This window comes from Corynebacterium kroppenstedtii DSM 44385 (assembly GCF_000023145.1).
Taxonomy (GTDB): domain Bacteria; phylum Actinomycetota; class Actinomycetes; order Mycobacteriales; family Mycobacteriaceae; genus Corynebacterium; species Corynebacterium kroppenstedtii.
On record NC_012704.1, the window covers coordinates 1,943,774 to 1,960,627 of the forward strand.

At 57.8% G+C, this 16,854-nt stretch carries 16 protein-coding genes; 7 read left to right on the forward strand and 9 right to left on the reverse strand.

What is annotated here, in order from left to right; genetic code table 11:
* Positions 1-140 precede the first annotated feature (140 nt).
* The 6 genes from CKROP_RS08190 to CKROP_RS08210 form a co-directional block, all read right to left on the reverse strand.
* On the reverse strand, positions 141-494 hold the full coding sequence (locus CKROP_RS08190; protein WP_041629541.1) for an IS110 family transposase: 354 nt from the start codon (positions 492-494) through the stop codon (positions 141-143).
* Positions 495-511: 17 nt separating this feature from the next.
* On the reverse strand, positions 512-673 hold the full coding sequence (locus CKROP_RS11490; RefSeq protein ID WP_169302964.1) for a hypothetical protein: 162 nt from the start codon (positions 671-673) through the stop codon (positions 512-514).
* A gap of 339 nt (positions 674-1,012) precedes the next feature.
* Positions 1,013-2,197: an ABC transporter ATP-binding protein gene (locus CKROP_RS11930; protein WP_012732270.1), complete on the reverse strand. Its 1,185-nt coding sequence runs from the start codon at positions 2,195-2,197 to the stop codon at positions 1,013-1,015.
* An 88-nt stretch (positions 2,198-2,285) separates the two neighbouring features.
* Positions 2,286-3,647 (reverse strand): ABC transporter substrate-binding protein, encoded by a 1,362-nt coding sequence (locus CKROP_RS08200; RefSeq protein WP_012732271.1) that lies wholly within the window; start codon positions 3,645-3,647, stop codon positions 2,286-2,288.
* Positions 3,647-4,462: a carbohydrate ABC transporter permease gene (locus tag CKROP_RS08205; protein WP_052292406.1), complete on the reverse strand. Its 816-nt coding sequence runs from the start codon at positions 4,460-4,462 to the stop codon at positions 3,647-3,649. Before CKROP_RS08205 ends, CKROP_RS08200 begins: the two co-directional genes overlap by 1 nt.
* A 71-nt stretch (positions 4,463-4,533) precedes the next feature.
* Entirely contained in the window at positions 4,534-5,454 is a 921-nt protein-coding gene (locus tag CKROP_RS08210) for a carbohydrate ABC transporter permease (RefSeq protein ID WP_012732273.1), read from the reverse strand.
* Between the two features lie 128 nt (positions 5,455-5,582).
* Between CKROP_RS08210 and CKROP_RS08215 the strand changes: the two genes are divergently transcribed.
* The 4 genes from CKROP_RS08215 (at position 5,583) to CKROP_RS08230 (ending at position 9,744) form a co-directional block, all read left to right on the forward strand.
* Positions 5,583-6,659 (forward strand): hypothetical protein, encoded by a 1,077-nt coding sequence (locus tag CKROP_RS08215; protein WP_012732274.1) that lies wholly within the window; start codon positions 5,583-5,585, stop codon positions 6,657-6,659.
* A 79-nt stretch (positions 6,660-6,738) separates the two neighbouring features.
* Complete coding sequence (locus CKROP_RS08220; RefSeq protein WP_012732275.1) at positions 6,739-7,041, forward strand: rhodanese-like domain-containing protein; 303 nt, start codon at positions 6,739-6,741, stop codon at positions 7,039-7,041.
* A 253-nt stretch (positions 7,042-7,294) separates the two neighbouring features.
* Positions 7,295-7,834, forward strand: a complete 540-nt coding sequence (locus CKROP_RS08225; RefSeq protein ID WP_012732276.1) for a MarR family winged helix-turn-helix transcriptional regulator — start codon at positions 7,295-7,297, stop codon at positions 7,832-7,834.
* The gene (locus CKROP_RS08230) at positions 7,831-9,744 is read left to right on the forward strand and encodes an AMP-binding protein (protein WP_012732277.1); all 1,914 of its coding nucleotides are present in this window, start codon (positions 7,831-7,833) and stop codon (positions 9,742-9,744) included. The genes CKROP_RS08225 and CKROP_RS08230 overlap by 4 nt, the downstream gene beginning before the upstream one ends.
* Before the next feature lie 24 nt (positions 9,745-9,768).
* Here the strand turns inward: CKROP_RS08230 and ppk2 are convergent, their stop codons facing one another.
* Positions 9,769-10,728, reverse strand: a complete 960-nt coding sequence (gene ppk2, locus CKROP_RS08235) for a polyphosphate kinase 2 (RefSeq protein WP_012732278.1) — start codon at positions 10,726-10,728, stop codon at positions 9,769-9,771.
* A gap of 243 nt (positions 10,729-10,971) precedes the next feature.
* On the reverse strand, positions 10,972-12,615 hold the full coding sequence (gene groL / locus CKROP_RS08240; RefSeq protein WP_012732279.1) for a chaperonin GroEL: 1,644 nt from the start codon (positions 12,613-12,615) through the stop codon (positions 10,972-10,974).
* A 249-nt stretch (positions 12,616-12,864) separates the two neighbouring features.
* Here groL and CKROP_RS08245 point away from each other — a divergent pair, with 249 nt between their 5' ends.
* From CKROP_RS08245 to CKROP_RS08255, 3 genes are all read left to right on the forward strand, one after another.
* Positions 12,865-14,307 (forward strand): dipeptidase, encoded by a 1,443-nt coding sequence (locus CKROP_RS08245; protein ID WP_148209673.1) that lies wholly within the window; start codon positions 12,865-12,867, stop codon positions 14,305-14,307.
* A gap of 197 nt (positions 14,308-14,504) precedes the next feature.
* On the forward strand, positions 14,505-14,657 hold the full coding sequence (locus CKROP_RS11495; RefSeq protein WP_169302965.1) for a hypothetical protein: 153 nt from the start codon (positions 14,505-14,507) through the stop codon (positions 14,655-14,657).
* Positions 14,658-14,789: 132 nt separating this feature from the next.
* The gene (locus CKROP_RS08255) at positions 14,790-15,539 is read left to right on the forward strand and encodes a 2-isopropylmalate synthase (RefSeq protein WP_012732282.1); all 750 of its coding nucleotides are present in this window, start codon (positions 14,790-14,792) and stop codon (positions 15,537-15,539) included.
* Positions 15,540-15,576: 37 nt separating this feature from the next.
* Here CKROP_RS08255 and CKROP_RS08260 read toward each other — a convergent pair whose 3' ends face one another.
* Positions 15,577-16,797, reverse strand: coding sequence for a glutamate--cysteine ligase (locus CKROP_RS08260; protein WP_012732283.1), 1,221 nt, complete (start codon positions 16,795-16,797; stop codon positions 15,577-15,579).
* Positions 16,798-16,854: the final 57 nt, after the last annotated feature.

Genomic DNA, 16,854 nt, shown 5'->3' on the forward strand with positions numbered 1-16,854 from the left:
CGTGATGACGTGGTTTCGGTCACTTTTAGTTTTTAGGTTGGGCGGGGGATTGAGCATCCGTTTTCCGACTTGGTTCGGGGTGGGGCATGGGTAGAAGCCGGATGTCCGCTTCGGATATCCGGCTTATTGTCTCGCCCGTTTTACGCTGCCGTGGGTTTGTTAACGGGTGGTTGGTTGTAGCTTTCGCTGTAGAAGGCCATGTTCTTCATCAGTGCGAATATGACGTTGCATTTTCTGCGTGCTAGGCACATGATCGCCGCATGATGATGCTTGCCTTCGGCTCGTTTTCGGTCGTAGTAGTGGCGGGAACGCTCGTGGTTTTTGATGCTGGCGAAAGCGCAATGCCATAGGGCCTTTTTTAGTGTTTTATTTCCACCTCGGTTAGGCCCCGAGTTGTTGATCGACACTCCCGACAGTCGTTGTTGGGGACAGATGCCGGCGTAGGAGGCCAGGTGCGCTGGCGTGTCGAAAGCGCTGAGATCACCGACACGCATGAGTATCCGTCCAATACCTAAGATGAGGTGATCTCTGGCGTCCATGGATACGCTTTGTTGCCGTATTGATTGGCACGTGGCGTTGATGAGTGATTCGGGTGATCGGGCGCCATGGCGCCGGGCAAAGCTGGTAAGCCGCCGATGTCCGACTCGGCGTAGACGTTTCGGGTTTTGGTCATGGGCGAGCAAGATAACACCCAAATGAGATGTAGTTTTGAGCCTCGTAGAGTGGGTGCATTCGCCGTTGGATGTGTCTGAACAGGCCGAGAATTGGCAACCACATGACGGAGGCTTCACTGCGCGGCGGGCAGGGGCCAAGCTCCTATCAGCAAACCTCGGACGCCACTGAAATCCGGCGGCAACACCCCCGGATCATCACGGACAGGGCAAAAAGAGCCATACCGGAATCCAGCGACTAACCCCCTCCCCATCGAGAGGGAGCTAGACTCACCCTATTTCCACAACCCGGGTAAGAGGATCACCTAAAACGGTAATGGGATTACTACGACGGGGGATTACTAACGCGCAGAATCACCGGGGGAATTGATTCGGTTACCAGTTTCTGGGTCGAAATAGTGGGTTCGTGTCGCGCGAACAGTGATCACGTACCCGACGGCCACATCAGCAGTCGTAACCTGCCCATTATGTGAAGCGATGCCCGACGCGGCCTTGTTCTGCCCGCTTCCCGGGGAACTATCTCGCGGGAGGAGCACGGCAAGCGCGTCTCGGCCCGTCATGGGATTGATCTGCACACGATGCTGAGATCCTTGTGAGACCGTCGGCGTGCCATAGGCAAATGACTGCGCTCCGAGCTCCTCATTGTGCGTAACGGTTAGGTCCAACACGGGCGCATCGCCTTCCCCACCCGCATTCTGTGCGGCGACCTCCCCCGTCGATTCCGAGTTGTCACCGGACGCCACCGATAGAACTTCCCAGTCCTCCGGGCGCACACCCATAATTGGCCCATCATCAATCGTGAACAGGCCCATCGTCGGCGATCCAATAAACGACGCCACAAACGTGTTTGCCGGATTCTGATAAACATCGCGCGGCGAGTCGACCTGTTGCAGCACCCCATCCTTCAACACGGCCACGCGGTCACCCATGGTCATTGCTTCGACCTGGTCGTGCGTCACATACACAGTGGTTGTTCGCAGCTTCTTCTGCAGGGAGAGAATCTGGGACCTCGTCGAGACCCGGAGTTTCGCGTCAAGGTTCGATAGCGGCTCATCCATGCAGAACACCGCGGGATCGCGAACGATCGCCCGGCCCATCGCGACGCGTTGCCGCTGCCCACCCGAGAGAGCTGCAGGTTTGCGGTCAAGCAGATCGGTGAGCTCCAGCATCGCCGCCGCCTCGTGGACGCGCCGTCGCGTCTCCTTCTTCCCCATCCCACGGTTGCGGAGAGCAAAGCTCATATTCCCCTCAACCGTCATGTTGGGGTACAGCGCGTAATTCTGAAACACCATCGCCGCGTCGCGCTCGCGCGGGGGCACACCCGTCGCGTCCCTGTCGCCAATAAAGATTGACCCCTCATCAGCGGGTTCCAGGCCCGCGAGCATCCGCAGACTCGTGGATTTGCCGCAGCCGGACGGCCCCACGACAACTAAGAATTCACCATCGGCGATATCTAAGCTCAGATTATCGACGGCTTTACGGTCACCATAGATCCGGGAGACATTATTAAAACGTATCGACGCCATTCTTGTGCTCTTTCTTTCTGCAGTCACGTTCTGTGAACAATTACGTGGTCAACAGCGTGATGAGTGAAGGCAGTGCTATAAAAACCCATCACGACGGAATTATCGGTTTAATTTGCGCCTCATAGGCCCGGCTGATTTCCTTATCAACCTTTTTCATCGTGGACCGTATACCGGCGTTATTCGTGAGGATCGATTCGAAAGCACCCCCAATAACCTGGTCTGCGCCAGGAACGAATACGCGCGCCGGATCTTGAATACGCGTATGCGGGAGCTGATTGATCGCGGTCTGATAGTTGGGGTGTTCATCCAAGAATGTCTTCATTTCCGGGTCAGCCGATGCGTCTTTTCGAACCGGCATATACCCCACTTCCCTCGACCAGAAGCATGTATTAGCTGTGTTCGTGATGTAGTTGATAAAAGTTGCCGCGTTTTTCTTCCTTTTATCGGAAATGATGGCCGGGATAGCGAGCCCTGCCCCACCGGTCGGGCATCCACCTGTTCCCCGGGGATTAGGCAATGCTGCCGTTCCCACCGGGAATGAGGCATTGGATACGATGCCGTTCAAATCTCCTGTCGACGCAATCACCGAGGCATATAATCCGGCCGAGAAATCATTGGCCAGCGATTGAGAAATTGCAGCGTACCCATCACTCGACACGGTACGTTTGAGCCATTCCACCGCGGCGATTGTTTCGTCGGATGTAAAAGTAAAATCCCACTCTTTTGAGTACGCTCCGCCTTTTGTCCACAACGGGCCCTCAAACGTCCATGACAAATAATCGACGGCGTTGCCCCACCCGTGCCCTTTCTGCCGATCTGTCTGTAGGCGCGGACCCCACTCATCCATTTCATCCCATGATTCGGGCCCACGGTCGGGAAGGACTGCTCGTTTCCACACGTCTTTGTTGTAAAAGAACAGTGGCGTCGAGCGGGCAAAGGGCAGCGCGAAATGCTTACCGTTGAATGCATAGTCCTCATAAAGAGATGTCACATATGTTGACGTATCCAGCCCCACTTCGGACGCCACATCTTCAATCGGCGTGATCTGCTCATTCAGTGCAAAGTTGAACCACCACACATCCGAGAGCATGACGATATCGGGAACGGTTCGTCTCGTCAGCGCCGCATTGAACTTCTGGGCGCATTCTTCGTAATTCTTCCCCGCATCAATGAGATTGACCGTGAGATCCGGATGATCCTTTTCAAATCGGCGGATCAATTCTTGTTCCACCGGCTTTGATTGCCCCGGGTGCGACGACCACCACGTGATCGTGTTGTCATCCTGGTGCGCCTGGCCTCCTGGGGAGAATCGTGTTCCCGCGCATCCGCTCAGCGCCGTCGTCGCCAACGCGGCGCCCGCGAGCCCCAAGAAAGAACGACGCGATATGCCCGCGCGCTGTGAATCCGAGCGTTGTGAATCCGCGCGTTGTCCCCAATCCGAAATTTTCATTAGCCTTTCACTGCCCCCGTCGTTAAGCCTTTAATCATGTATTTCTGTAGGAAAATGAAGAGGAGCAATATCGGGACCATGGTGAGCAGAGTCGCCGCCATCACGGGACCCCAGTTCGTCACTCCATCTGAGTTTTGGAGTAATGCCAGGCCGACGGGCAGCGGCGCCACTTTGTCGGTATCTGCCATGACATAGGGCCACAAGTATTGGTTCCATTCATTGACCACGGTGATCATGGCGAATGCCACCAATGTGGGGCCTGACACCGGGAGAAGCACTCGGAAGAGCAATTGCATGGGGCCGGCACCATCCATCCGCGCCGCTTCAATTAACTCTTTTGGCAGGCTCATGAAGTGATTACGCATTAAGAACGTTCCGAATGCGATTCCGGCGAGCGGGATAATGATGCCTTGGAAAGTGTTTCTCCATCCCAATCCAGCAACCAATGCATAGTTAGAGATCACGGTGATTTCACTAGGAACCATGAGCGCAGAAATGATGATGATAAAAATCAGGTTGCGTCCGGGGAATCGGAGAATAGCGAGTGCATACGCACTCAGGACCCCCAGCGTAATTTTTACTGTGCACAGAATGACCGTGATGATGAGCGAGTTTCGCAGGTAATGCCAAAAGGGCACCCGCTGTGTTGCTTCATCATAATTTTGTGGATGCATGTGGTGCGGATACCACGTCACCGGGTTGGTATAGATCTCTGGATGCGTTTTCAATGATCCGCTGAGAGTCCAATATAAGGGCAGCCCGATAAGCAGAAGGATAAAAATCATTCCGGCGTAGCCCGCGGCTTTCTTTCCCATGTCACCTCTTCCTGTCTTGTTATGGCTCTTGTTATGGCCAGATGTATGGCTTTCCTTCACAGTCACCGTCTTTATCTCCCGTTATCCATTTGCCGGTCCATATAGCGAACCTGAACAAGAGTGAGGCACAACAGGATGAGGAAAAGGATGGTGGCGACGGTGGCTCCGTACCCCGCCCTGAAATTCGTGAATGTTTCCTGATAGACCTGGTACACCAACGTGGTCGTGCCGGTTGTTTGCGGGCCACCCCGGGTCATTACTGAAATGATGTCGAAGACTTGGACCGAGTTGAGCGTCACGGTGATCGATAAGAAAAAGGTGCTCGGCCGCAGCTGGGGAAGAATGACTTTCCATAATCGTGTCCACGGGCCGGCACCATCGATGGCTGCTGCTTCATCCAGTTCTTTATTCACGCCCTGCAATGCGGCGAGATAAATGACGAATGTGTATCCCAGGTTCTTCCAAATAAAGGTGAAGGTCACCATAAAAAGGGCCCATGCTGGCTCCGAGTAGAAGTTAGGCACGGGGATGTGAAAACGGCTGAGAATGTCCTGGATCAACCCAAAGTGAGGGTCGAAAATGAACTGAAATGCGACCCCGATGGCAGCCCCTGATAATGCGAAGGGAGCAAAAGCAATAGACCGGACAGCATTACGACCAAATAACTTTTGATCCAATATCAAAGCAAGAATAAGGCCTAAGGCCATGGAGCCGATCACGGCAAAGCCGGTAAACACAAGGGTGTTGAGAACAATGGTTCGGGTGTCATCCCGAGTGAGCCATTCCTTGTAGTTATCGAGCCCCACAAACGTCGCCGAGGTCGACGAAATATTCCACCGAAAGAATGATAAACGGATGTTGTCTATTAACGGCCGATACGTAAACACGGTCAGCAGCAGGAGATTAGGAAAAAGCAGTGTTGCAGCTAGCAGCCCTTCTTTCCGTTGAGCCCGCTTGGTGTCCGGTGCGTGAGTTGGTTGACTATCGAGCACCCACGCAGGCTAGCTCTCCTAACGAATCTTCCCGTGACCTTAGAGTAAACCGTCGAGAACATTTAGGTGAACAAACAGAAAACACTTACGCTCTTCCGTTTAGGGGAGGCTAGGGTTAGGATTTAAGTATGTTCTCTCGTTCACGCTCCCCACTAGTACTTTTTGCCAGTTCTACTGCCCTCACCGCGGCTCTCGCAGTGGGTGTGCCAGCACTAACGGCACCGGCGCCCGCAAACGCGGCACCCAGCATCCCGGATAACCTCCCTGTCTTCCCTCAGGTTCAGGAGAACCCGTCCATCACGGTCACCTTTGAAGATGGCACCCCCGCCGAAGGTGCAACCGTGCACCGCGGCGACGTTCTCCTGGTCCACGGTTCCGGGTTCTCCCCGCAAGCCAACAAGGGCGGCTTCCCACTTCCGGTACCCCCGGGCACGTCCAACGGCGTCTTCGTTCTCTACAGCGGGTTCCCCGATCAGTGGAAGCCCAGTGAAAACGCCGACTCCTCCACCCGCAAGCACCCCCACGATCAGATGGCGTGGGTCATGCCCAAGGGAACACTCGACGCAATTCCGCAGCAGCCGATTGACATGCACCGTTCCATCGCTCGCCAGGCTCAACCCATGAACGACGACGGCACCTTCACCGCTCGTATCGTCGTCGATCCCCCTGAGCAGACACCCGGTACCAACTTCGGCGTGTACACCTACGCCGGCGGCGGATCCGTCAACCCTGCCGAGGAGCTCTACGTTCCCATCAACTACTCCCCCGAGCCTGGCCCGAACACTCCGCCAGCACCCACGGAGGACCTCGTCGTTAAGGCAAACGAGCTTTTCACGGCGACGAAACTGGCACAGGGTGGCGTTAATCCCAAGGATGGTGCAGCCAAGCAAGACGATGCCCAGACGGTGTCGTTTAGCCGCGACCGTGCCGCCGAAAAAGCTGCAAACGATGGCATTCGTCGCTACAAGGGTTCCGTCACGGGGTCCGCACGGTTCAATGTTGTTGAGCTGACCGTCGCTAATCCGTGGATCATTACGCTGCCCAATGGCACCGAGATCCTGACTGCGGAGACATCGGACGGTAACGTGGGGCCAGACTCGTTGACTCGGCGCCCCATCGGCATCTTGTCGCCCGCCAATGAGAATGGTGCGAAAACCTATGGCATCGGGCCACTGCAGTACGGCGAGTTGACCGAGCAGCAGTAAGACCGCGCCGATGGTTGCGCCGGTAGGTACGCCGAGTACGCCGAGATCGAACGCCATATACCCGACAAGGAGCAGATTTATGGAAAGTGTGACAGTCCACGACATTCCCGACGGCGCGCAATTCGTCGACGTCCGCGAGGCAGATGAATATGCCGACGGCCATGCCGCGGGAGCTATCAACATTCCGCTCAGCGAATTAATGGGTCGCTACCAAGAACTGGACTTCGATCAACCGGCGTACATTATCTGTCTCTCCGGAGGACGGTCCACCCGGGCCTGCCAATTCCTGGAGCAAAACGGCCTCGACGTCATCAACGTGAAGGACGGCACCCTCGCGTGGCGCGAAGCTAATCTCCCCATGGAGACGGGATCCGGCGACTAAGCTCCGACAGTTTTGGCAGCTAGGTCGGCCACGAAACGTCGGCTAGCCCTTATAAACCTCGGTTACGCTGTGACAACTCGGTTGAGTTGCGCGCGCCGCCGAGGTTTTTCGCCGTCAATAATCGTTATTGAATAACTACGCTCTCGTAGTCAATACATAAGTCAATACACAATGGTCGAAGACGATAACGACATCATTTTTGTGGGAAATATCAATTGTTTTTAATACCCCACTTTCGGCTAAGATCAGCAATATGGCGAAGTCGAGCAAGAAAAAGAAATCTGGTCATAAGCCAGATAAATCAAACAAGGATGAGAATAAGGCTGCCCAAGGTGCAGATGGCACCGAAACCGCGCCAGCTACCCTCACCTCGGAAGTCGAAGACTCGCTTTTTTACCAGGTGTACCAGCTGAACAAAATGTTCAGAGAGGTCGCCGATAACACCCTCAATGAATTCGAACTCTCTCAACGCGCGTACTGGCTTCTTGAATGCGTCCGACGCGACAAGGGCTATTCCCAAAGTGAGCTCGGAGAACTCCTCGGCGTTGACCGTTCCGACATGGTCCGCCTCATCGACTCATTAGAGGAAGACAACCTTCTCCAGCGGGTACGCTCGACAGAAGACCGTCGAAAACAACTTATTACAATTACGCCAGACGGTATTACTGTTCGACACAAGATTCGTCACGCGCTGACCGACGCCGAAAATGATCTGCTCGACGAACTCAACGACAAGCAGAGCAACCGCCTACGGAAATACACCAGCAAGCTAACCACGGGAGTGTCATTGTGAATTCGCGGAGAGTGTTGGGGAACCATTCGCTCGCTTCACAACCACACACTCTCACACGGATTTTTGCTGATCAGGCCGACGCCACTCCCGATGCCCTCGCTATCGACACGGGCACCCAAACCATCACATACGCTCGCCTCTCGCAGCGGTATCACGAGATTGCCGACGAACTACGCACTGTCGCCGGACGTGGCGACCGCGTCGGTATCGCCATTGCCTACCCTATCGAGTACTACGCTGCCCTCCTTGCGACCATGTCTATCGGAGCAGCGTATGTCCCTGTTTCGGCGGATTCTGTACACGGTCAGGGACGCCAGGACGCCAACCGGTCCGACACTGAACTGTCTGCGGACCACACTGCCCACGACTCGGCGAACTCGCGGGATTCGATCGCTCGCCGGTCGGCCGCGGGAGAAAACCGGTCACGCGCTGGAAACAACGGAAGACAACAATCCCACGCCCACGGTGGAACGGTCCCTTACTCGGCGTTGACCTCGCGCCCACGCGCTATACCACGGTCACCCGAACCGGCCTCCGGATATTCCCTCGCCGAGGTGAGCGCCGGACTCCGGCTCACCGCCGCTGTAACAGACGCGGGCGTTCAACCCCTCCGGCCGGCAACGCGCCAGGCCCACAAGCCATCCCCCTCCGACGCCGCCGCTGTGTTCTTCTGCCGTCGATCATTGGTGCTCCCCCATCGTTGCGCCACCGCCGGAATCAGTGCGGAAACACACCTTTTTGTGCCCGACGAACCCATCGGCGCTGGCGACCGCATCGGCCAGATAGCGTCACACACGGATCCCCGCAGCATCGAAGAAATGTGGCTGGCCTGGTCCACCGGCGCGTGTCTCGTGCCCTACACAAATAACCGTTACACAAATAACGCTGCCCACGAATCCGTCGCCCCGATGACCATTGATCGCTGGATCGCAGACCGCAGCATCTCTGTCATATCGACGACACCGAGCGACGTGTTGTCCTGGCACACCGACCCCACCGCATTACGCCTACTCATCCTGGGCGGCGAGCCCTGCCCCGCCGACATCACGCGCGTCATGGCCGGACGCGAAGTATGGAATACGTACCGCACTGAAGCGACAGGGGTCACGTCGGCAGCCAAAATAACCCCGGAGACTCCCCTATCGCTCATGGGGCAGCCGCTGGCCGGGTGGGAAGCAATCGTCATTGACGAAGTGGGGCACCCCGTCGAGCCTGGGCGGGCCGGAGAGCTTGTGATCAGCGGTGTTGGGCTCGCCCACTATTTCGACCTCATCCACGATGCGGAGACCTTCGCGCCCGTGTCCCAATTCGGCTGGAACCGCGCGTACAGGACCGGCGACCTCGTCACCGTCGGTGATGACGGGCTGCATTTCGTGCGGCATATCGATGAACAGGCGCGCATCAGTGGGCACCGCGTGGACCTCATCCATGTCGACGCTGTTCTCCACGACCTTCCGGGTGCCGACGACACCACGGCGGCGCTCACGACGTCGACGCACGGGCCGAAGCTGCTGGGGTACGTCCAGAGTAAGAGCCTGACGGAAAAGTCGGCGCAAACGTATCTTGCCCGGCGCGTGCCACGGGCGCTGATGCCATCTATTCACGTCGTGAATGCGCTGCCCCACCAGCCGGAGGCCTCTCATCCGCCGACGTCATCTGGGAAAACGGCTTCTGAGCATGAGTCGCAGAGCTCCACCCAGAAGGCCGCCGATACTAAGACACATGATGAGGCGACGACAATTCCGTCGACACGTGATACGTCGACACCCCCGACCACGCCTCCACAGCAAAGCCCCACTACTGCGATCGTGCCGGCTACACAGGGCTCGTCGTCGCAACGAAAAATGAGCTTCCGCGGTGGATGGCGGAAGCTTATGGCAACGATCGGTCGCTGGTTCAGAGGGAACTAATCACCAGAAACTCATCACCGGGGACTAGTCACCGATTTGGTCGCGGCCGCGCTTGACAATCTTCGGATCGGGCTGGCCGACAATGTCGTAGTCCTTATCCGTGTACTCGAACTTTGAGAGCACATAGCGCATCGCGTTGATACGTGCGCGCTTCTTGTCATTGGATTTAATCGTGATCCACGGCGACTCGTTGGTGTCCGTGTAGCGGAACTGCTCTTCCTTGGCCCGGGTGTAATCGTCCCACTTGTCCAGGGACGCCAAGTCCATTGGCGAGAGCTTCCACTGTCGCACGGGGTCAACCTGGCGGATGGCGAAGCGGGTGCGCTGCTCTTTCTGCGTCACCGAGAACCACAGCTTGGTCAAGCTAATTCCGGACCCCATAATCATGTTTTCCAGCATGGGGACCTCGCGCAAGAACTCCGCGTGCTGCGACTCTGTACAGAATCCCATCACGCGCTCGACGCCGGACCTGTTGTACCAGGAGCGGTCGAAGAACACGATTTCACCAGCCGCGGGATAGTGCTCGATGTAACGCTGGAAATACCAGGACGTGGATTCACGCGGCGACGGCTTTTCCAAAGCGACGGTCCGCGCACCACGGGGATTCAAGTGCTCATTGAAGCGCTTAATCGTGCCACCCTTACCTGCGGCGTCACGCCCTTCGAAGAGAATGATGTGCTTCTGGCCCGTGTCCTTCGTCCAGTTCTGCCATTTCAGCAACTCGATCTGAAGGGCACGCTTAATATGCTCGTATTCCTTACGAGTCATGCGCTCGTCGTAGGGGTAGTTTTCACGCCATGTATCTACACGATGCCCATCGGGGGTAATGAGTACTGGGTCATCTTCATCGGAGTCATCGACGATATAGCCTTCGGTATCAGCAAGGTCGACGACGTGGAACTCCTCATCGTTCGAGGTTTTTCCCTCCTTAGCACCGTCCTCGGCGCTAGTGGTGTCCTTTTTCCGATCGTCTTCATCAGCCATATTCAAAGTCTATGACGAACGGGCGTTGAACCGGGCATCAACTAGGCAGGTCGGGGGGTTAATGTGGGGGTTACCTCCCCCACACCGCCGCTATTCGGCACGAATCACCAGACCCAACCGACATAACAAAAACAGACCGTTCCGAGATCGGAACGGTCTGTCAGTGCTTATCAGGTGTCACGGTCATTGACCACGCGGTTAGAAAACCCGCGGTCCAACAACTCAACCTTTATGTGGTTCTATTTAAAAGCCACCCATGCCGGCCATCTCATCGGCACCCGGTGCAGCCGGAGCAGCAGGCTCAGGCTTGTCCGCGACGACGGCTTCCGTCGTCAAGAACAGGGACGCGATGGAGGATGCGTTCTGTAGTGCGGAACGCGTCACCTTCACCGGATCGTTGATGCCAGCGTCCATCAGGTTGACGTACTCGCCGGTGGCTGCGTTCAAGCCGAAGCCTTCGTCGAGGTTAGCAACCTTGTCTGCAACGACGCCAGGCTCGAAGCCAGCGTTGACAGCGATCTGCTTCAACGGAGCTTCCAGCGCAGCACGGAGGATGCGAACACCGATGGCTTCGTCGCCAGCGAATCCGAGGTCATCATCCAAGACGGAGGATGCCTGCAGCAGTGCAGATCCACCACCAGCAACGATGCCTTCCTCAGCAGCGGCCTTAGCGTTGCGCACAGCATCCTCGATGCGGTGCTTACGCTCCTTCAGCTCAACCTCAGTTGCGGCACCAACCTTCAAGACAGCGACGCCACCGGCCAACTTGGCCAAGCGCTCCTGCAGCTTCTCGCGGTCGTAGTCCGAGTCGGAGTTCTCAATCTCTGCACGGATCTGCTTGACGCGGCCTTCGATCTGCTCGGAGGAGCCGGCGCCCTCAACGATGGTGGTCTCGTCCTTCGTGACGACGACCTTGCGGGCACGGCCCAGCATCGGGAGGTCAGCGTTCTCCAAGGTGAGGCCAACTTCTTCGGAGATAACCTGGCCGCCGGTCAGAATTGCCATATCCTGCAGCTGAGCCTTGCGGCGGTCACCGAAGCCCGGAGCCTTCACAGCAACAGACTTGAAGGTTCCACGAATCTTGTTCACAACGAGGGTGGACAGGGCCTCGCCCTCAACATCCTCAGCGACGATCAGCAACGGCTTGCCGGACTGCATGACCTTTTCAAGCAGCGGGAGGAGGTCTTTCACATTCCCGATCTTGGAGGACACGAGCAGGATGTAGGGGTCCTCAAGAACGGCTTCCTGGCGCTCCATGTCGGTAGCGAAGTAGCCGGAGATGTAGCCCTTGTCGAAGCGCATACCTTCGGTGACTTCGAGGTCAACGCCAAAGGTGTTGGACTCTTCAACGGTGATCACGCCGTCTTTGTTGAGCTTGCCGTCGCCCACCTTGTACATGGCCTTGGCGATCAGCTCACCAATGGTCTGGTCGGCGGCAGAAATGCCAGCGGTGGCGGCGATTTCTTCCTCAGTTTCGATGTCCTTAGCGGAATCCAGCAGCTGCTTGGTCACAGCCTTGGTAGCAGCCTGGATACCGCGCTTAATGCCCATCGGGTTGGAGCCCGCAGCAACGTTGCGGAGGCCCTCACGGACGAGCGACTGTGCCAGAACGGTCGCTGTCGTGGTTCCGTCGCCAGCGACGTCGTCGGTCTTCTTCGCAACCTCTTTAACGAGCTCCGCACCGATCTTTTCGTACGGATCCTCAAGTTCGATTTCGCGGGCGATAGTCACACCATCGTTGGTGATCGTGGGAGCGCCCCACTTCTTCTCTAGGACGACGTTGCGGCCCTTTGGCCCTAAAGTCACCTTGACTGCATCAGCAAGGGTGTTGAGTCCCTTTTCCAATCCGCGGCGAGCTTCCTCGTCGAAAGCAATGATCTTGGCCATGAGGCTTTCCGATCCTCCGTTTATGTTGACGACACACGATCCGGCAGCGGCGCCCGCGACGGCACGAGAAATATGTGTCTTCTATTTCTCTCACCACAGCCGGTGAACATTTGTTGTAACTCTCTGGCACTCACAGTCCCGGAGTGCTAACTCTTGTTTAGCAGTCTCGGGCTTAGAGTGCAAGGTTTCTGGTGGAGATGGTTGCAGTCCGACGCTGCCCCTCCCCTCGAGGGCGCTACCCTAGGGAGCATGACTCACGACGCTGCAGACAGCAAAGACACACACTCGACGGATACGGCGAGCATCTATTCTTCCGAGGAAGCCACCCGCTACGTCACCTCACGAATGGACGACGTTCGCTCGTGGTTAACCGAGCTCGTGGGCTGCGCTTCTGTCCACGACTTCGCCGGCCTCGAGGAGGAAACAACCCGCGCCGCAAACTGGGTGGTCGACGCGTTTACGGCCGCCGGCATCCCCGTCGAAAAGCACAAGACTGCCGACGGTTCCACTGCCGTGATTGGCTTGCGCCAGCCCAGCGACGGTATGCCGACCGTCATGCTGTACTCGCATTATGACGTCCAGCCGGCGACTGATACCGACGCCTGGGATTCCGACCCGTGGACGCTCACCGAGCGCAACGGACGGTGGTACGGGCGCGGCACCGCGGATTGCAAAGGCAATGTTGTGATGCACCTCGCGGCTCTCCACGGGCTCAAGGAGTGGGAGGAACTGCACCCGGAAGCACCGAAGCTCGGTATCCGCGTTGTCGTCGAGGGGTCCGAAGAGCGCGGCGGTGCCGGATTGGACGCACTATTAGAGGAGCGTCCCGAGCTTTTTGCTGCCGACGACATTCTGATCGCTGATTCCGGTTCCGATCGTGTTGGCGAACCGGCGCTGTGCACGTCGTTACGCGGTAGCGCAGGGGTAAAAGTCACCCTGCAGACGCTGGAAGGGCCTGTTCACTCGGGACAATTCGGCGGAGCTGCGCCCGATGCCCTTCTGGCGATGATCCACCTTCTCGGCACGCTGCACGATGAGAATGGGCTTCTCGCTGTCGACGGTTTGGACACCTCAGGTCATTGGGATGGTAACCAAGCCGATCCAGAGAATTTCCGTAAAGACGCGTCTGTGCTGGATGGTGTTGAGCTTTACGGAGCGGCCGGCACCACGCATGGCGACGGACCCAGCGTGACCGACCTCACCGTCGCACAGCCAGCCATTACGGTCACGGCTCTGGACGCAGTTCCCACCAAGGACGTCATCAATGCTGTGCCGGCCAGCTGTGCTGCCGTGTTGAACCTGCGTGTGCCCTCGACCATGGATCCCGTGGAGGCGCAGGACACACTCGTCAAGCACTTGGAAAACCATGTGCCGTGGGGTACGCACATCACCATCGAACGCGAGTCGATCGGCGAGCCTTTCCACGCCGACACCTCCGGGCCGCTCCACGCCACCCTCGGCCAGGCCATGACCGACGCTTTCCAGACGGACGTCGTGTACAACGCCTCTGGCGGGTCGATCCCGCTCTGCGCGGGCCTGCTCAAGGCCAATCCCAACGCTGAGCTCGCACTCTTCGGTGTCGAGGAACCCGAAGCGCGGATCCACAGCGCTAACGAGTCGGTTGATCCGTCCGAAATCAAGCACTTCGCGATCGCGGAGTTGCTCTTCCTCGCACGATTCGGGAGGGACTGACCACACCCCACCCACTACCCCCGCTATAACCCCCTCAAGCAGATATTCCGCATGGCGAGAATCTGCATGTTCAGGGGGTATTTTTATGCACTTTTTCTCCAGCTACAGCTCAAGCGCGGCGTCGTTTTACCCCCGATCCACAACCGTGTATCCAAACCATGTTGCGTGGGCCACACGACGTCGATACAGTTGCCACCATGCTTAAGGCGAACCTTAAGGGACTTCGCAACCTCAAGCACTCGGCTCCGGCCACCTCGGGCACCCTCGAGGTCACCGCAGCGTCGGCCCTCATCGCGGCCCCCGCGCTACGAGTACTTAAGGCTAGCGACCTCGGTGGCGAGCAGGACTGACCTCGTCCACCCAGGATTGAGCCCAGAACCCCAGGCCCCGTCAGTCCGCCCGCCCGTGATGGCCACCGCGCTATCACCCCGGCTACAACTGACGATGGCACCGTCCGATAACGACGGATTCGCTCGATCCTGATGGCCCACACACGGCCCCTGATCACACTGAGCGACCACCACGACGACTGGCCAACATTTTCCAGCGTCATCACAACACCATCGCGGTCCCGTCGACACAAGACAAAGTCGACACAGGACAAAGCTGTACCCAGGGTGAAGCGCCAAAGAAATAAGGATTCCGCCCCCGTGTATATCTACACCCCCAGCCGACGCCGCACACACTCATTCACCCGGGACACCACCAGAGCTTTCTCCACACCCAACCAGGGCACGAACTTCGAGGCGCAACCCACCCGTCGCACTTTTGCCGACGACCCCTTCCGCGCCCGATTCGGCCACCGACTGCCCCGCGGATTGCGGGAACAAGCCCACGGCATGGCCTGGCGGACGTTCACGGAAACATTTTGCGCTCCCGGTGGGGCGCTGAGCTTACAATCGCTGAACCACGAGCAGCTGCGCGCCGGGCGTCGTCGCTACACCATCACCCTGGCTGACAGCTCGCAGCCGTCCTCCCAGCGCACCTCCACCCACACCATCACATCGATGGGTGCTATCAGCGCCATGACCCACATCCTGGCTGACGGTGGGCGTCGCGTCGAGATCCTGGAATTCCACCAGTTCACGATCTTCGAAGCAACCGTCACCATGATCTATGCGGCCCATGATCGTCGGAAAGTCTGGACCGTCGGCTTCGGTTCCAACCCCGATATCTCCGCTGCGAATTCCCTGGTCAACGCAGCCAATCGCCTGTACCCGACCGTTAAATAAGCCGGCCACCCGTCGGCCGGGAATCGCCAGCCGGCAATTACCTCTCGTCGGGGAAGTTCTCCTTCAACTCTTTAATCGACGCGCGCACGGCGGCCTTCCACGCTTCCGGCGTCGCAAACCCATCCAACGCCCCGGCTTCGCCTGCGAGACGAACACCGGGCTCGCGGGCGGCACCTGCCGCACGAGCGATCTTTCTCTGCCGCTCATACGATGCCCCCTCTTTCACAATCGTCAGGACATCCTCCAGCTCGCGTCGGCACGATAAGTCGTCAGCGACCGGCCGGAGCCGCTCAACCCACTCGCGAATATCGTCGCGCACATCTTTTTCATTGGTGCCACGATCCACAATGACGATCGCATCCAGGCCATACCGCGCCGCGCGCCACTTATTTTCGACGATGTGCCACTGCTGCAGACTCGGCAAGTCCTCCCCGCGGTCGTAGGCGCGATCGAAATACACCACCGCGCAATGAACAAAAGCAACAATCGCGCTGAGATCGCGCATGTTGGTGGTGGCGTCGGCAAAACGGACCTCAATGGTTCCCCATTTACCGGCCGGACGGATATCCAAATGCATAGCGTCAGGCTTGTCGATGACCCCGCTGCGCAGCTGGTCGCGGGTGAATTCCTCCCACTCGGCCCAGGTTTTCATGGGGTACGGGAGGCCCGCCGTCGGCAATTGTTGGTACAGGAGCGTCCTATTGCTGGCGTACCCGGTGTCCATACCCTCCCACGCGGGCGAGGAAGCGGACATGGCTAAAATGTGCGGATACAACGTCAGCATCGCGTTGATGATTGGCCATACCCGATCCTTCGAGCGGATCCCCACGTGCACATGGATTCCCCAGATCAGCATCTGACGGCCCCACCACTGGGTGCGCTCGATGATTTGCTGATAGTTCGTCTTATCCGACAGTTCCTGGTCACCCCAGTGGGCAAAGGGGTGAGTGCCGACGGAGAGCAAGTCGACGCCGATATCGTCCGCGGCCCGGAGCGCGAGATCGAGGGATTCCCGCAGGTCATCTTCGACATCGGCCACCGTTTTGCACACGGCCGTGACGAATTCAATCGTGTTCGAGAGGAATTCGCGGACAACGCGGTGATTCGGATCCATCGTGGACATCACTTGCAGCAATTCGCCTGCACGCGGGGTGAGGTCCAAGGTCGTGGGATCCACCAGGGCCAGCTCCCATTCCACGCCCAATGTCGGCGCAGGAGAGGCGTTAAATGCGACAGTGGGAGGTTTTTCCGATGTCACTATGGTCTACCTTCCGGGCGTAAGACGACGACGCCGGGCTTTTCAGCCAAGCGTCGT

What these genes read in the sequence shown, in the direction of transcription:
- CKROP_RS11490 (WP_169302964.1), bottom strand. Translation starts at nt 673, where the DNA reads ATGACCAAAACCCGAAACGTCTACGCCGAGTCGGACATCGGCGGCTTA.
- groL (WP_012732279.1), bottom strand. Translation starts at nt 12,615, where the DNA reads ATGGCCAAGATCATTGCTTTCGACGAGGAAGCTCGCCGCGGATTGGAA.
- CKROP_RS08205 (WP_052292406.1), bottom strand. Translation starts at nt 4,462, where the DNA reads ATGGGAAAGAAAGCCGCGGGCTACGCCGGAATGATTTTTATCCTTCTG.
- ppk2 (WP_012732278.1), bottom strand. Translation starts at nt 10,728, where the DNA reads ATGGCTGATGAAGACGATCGGAAAAAGGACACCACTAGCGCCGAGGAC.
- CKROP_RS08225 (WP_012732276.1), top strand. Translation starts at nt 7,295, where the DNA reads ATGGCGAAGTCGAGCAAGAAAAAGAAATCTGGTCATAAGCCAGATAAA.
- CKROP_RS08215 (WP_012732274.1), top strand. Translation starts at nt 5,583, where the DNA reads ATGTTCTCTCGTTCACGCTCCCCACTAGTACTTTTTGCCAGTTCTACT.
- CKROP_RS08200 (WP_012732271.1), bottom strand. Translation starts at nt 3,647, where the DNA reads ATGAAAATTTCGGATTGGGGACAACGCGCGGATTCACAACGCTCGGAT.
- CKROP_RS08245 (WP_148209673.1), top strand. Translation starts at nt 12,865, where the DNA reads ATGACTCACGACGCTGCAGACAGCAAAGACACACACTCGACGGATACG.
- CKROP_RS08190 (WP_041629541.1), bottom strand. Translation starts at nt 494, where the DNA reads ATGCGTGTCGGTGATCTCAGCGCTTTCGACACGCCAGCGCACCTGGCC.
- CKROP_RS11495 (WP_169302965.1), top strand. Translation starts at nt 14,505, where the DNA reads ATGCTTAAGGCGAACCTTAAGGGACTTCGCAACCTCAAGCACTCGGCT.
- CKROP_RS11930 (WP_012732270.1), bottom strand. Translation starts at nt 2,197, where the DNA reads ATGGCGTCGATACGTTTTAATAATGTCTCCCGGATCTATGGTGACCGT.
- CKROP_RS08220 (WP_012732275.1), top strand. Translation starts at nt 6,739, where the DNA reads ATGGAAAGTGTGACAGTCCACGACATTCCCGACGGCGCGCAATTCGTC.
- CKROP_RS08255 (WP_012732282.1), top strand. Translation starts at nt 14,790, where the DNA reads ATGGCCCACACACGGCCCCTGATCACACTGAGCGACCACCACGACGAC.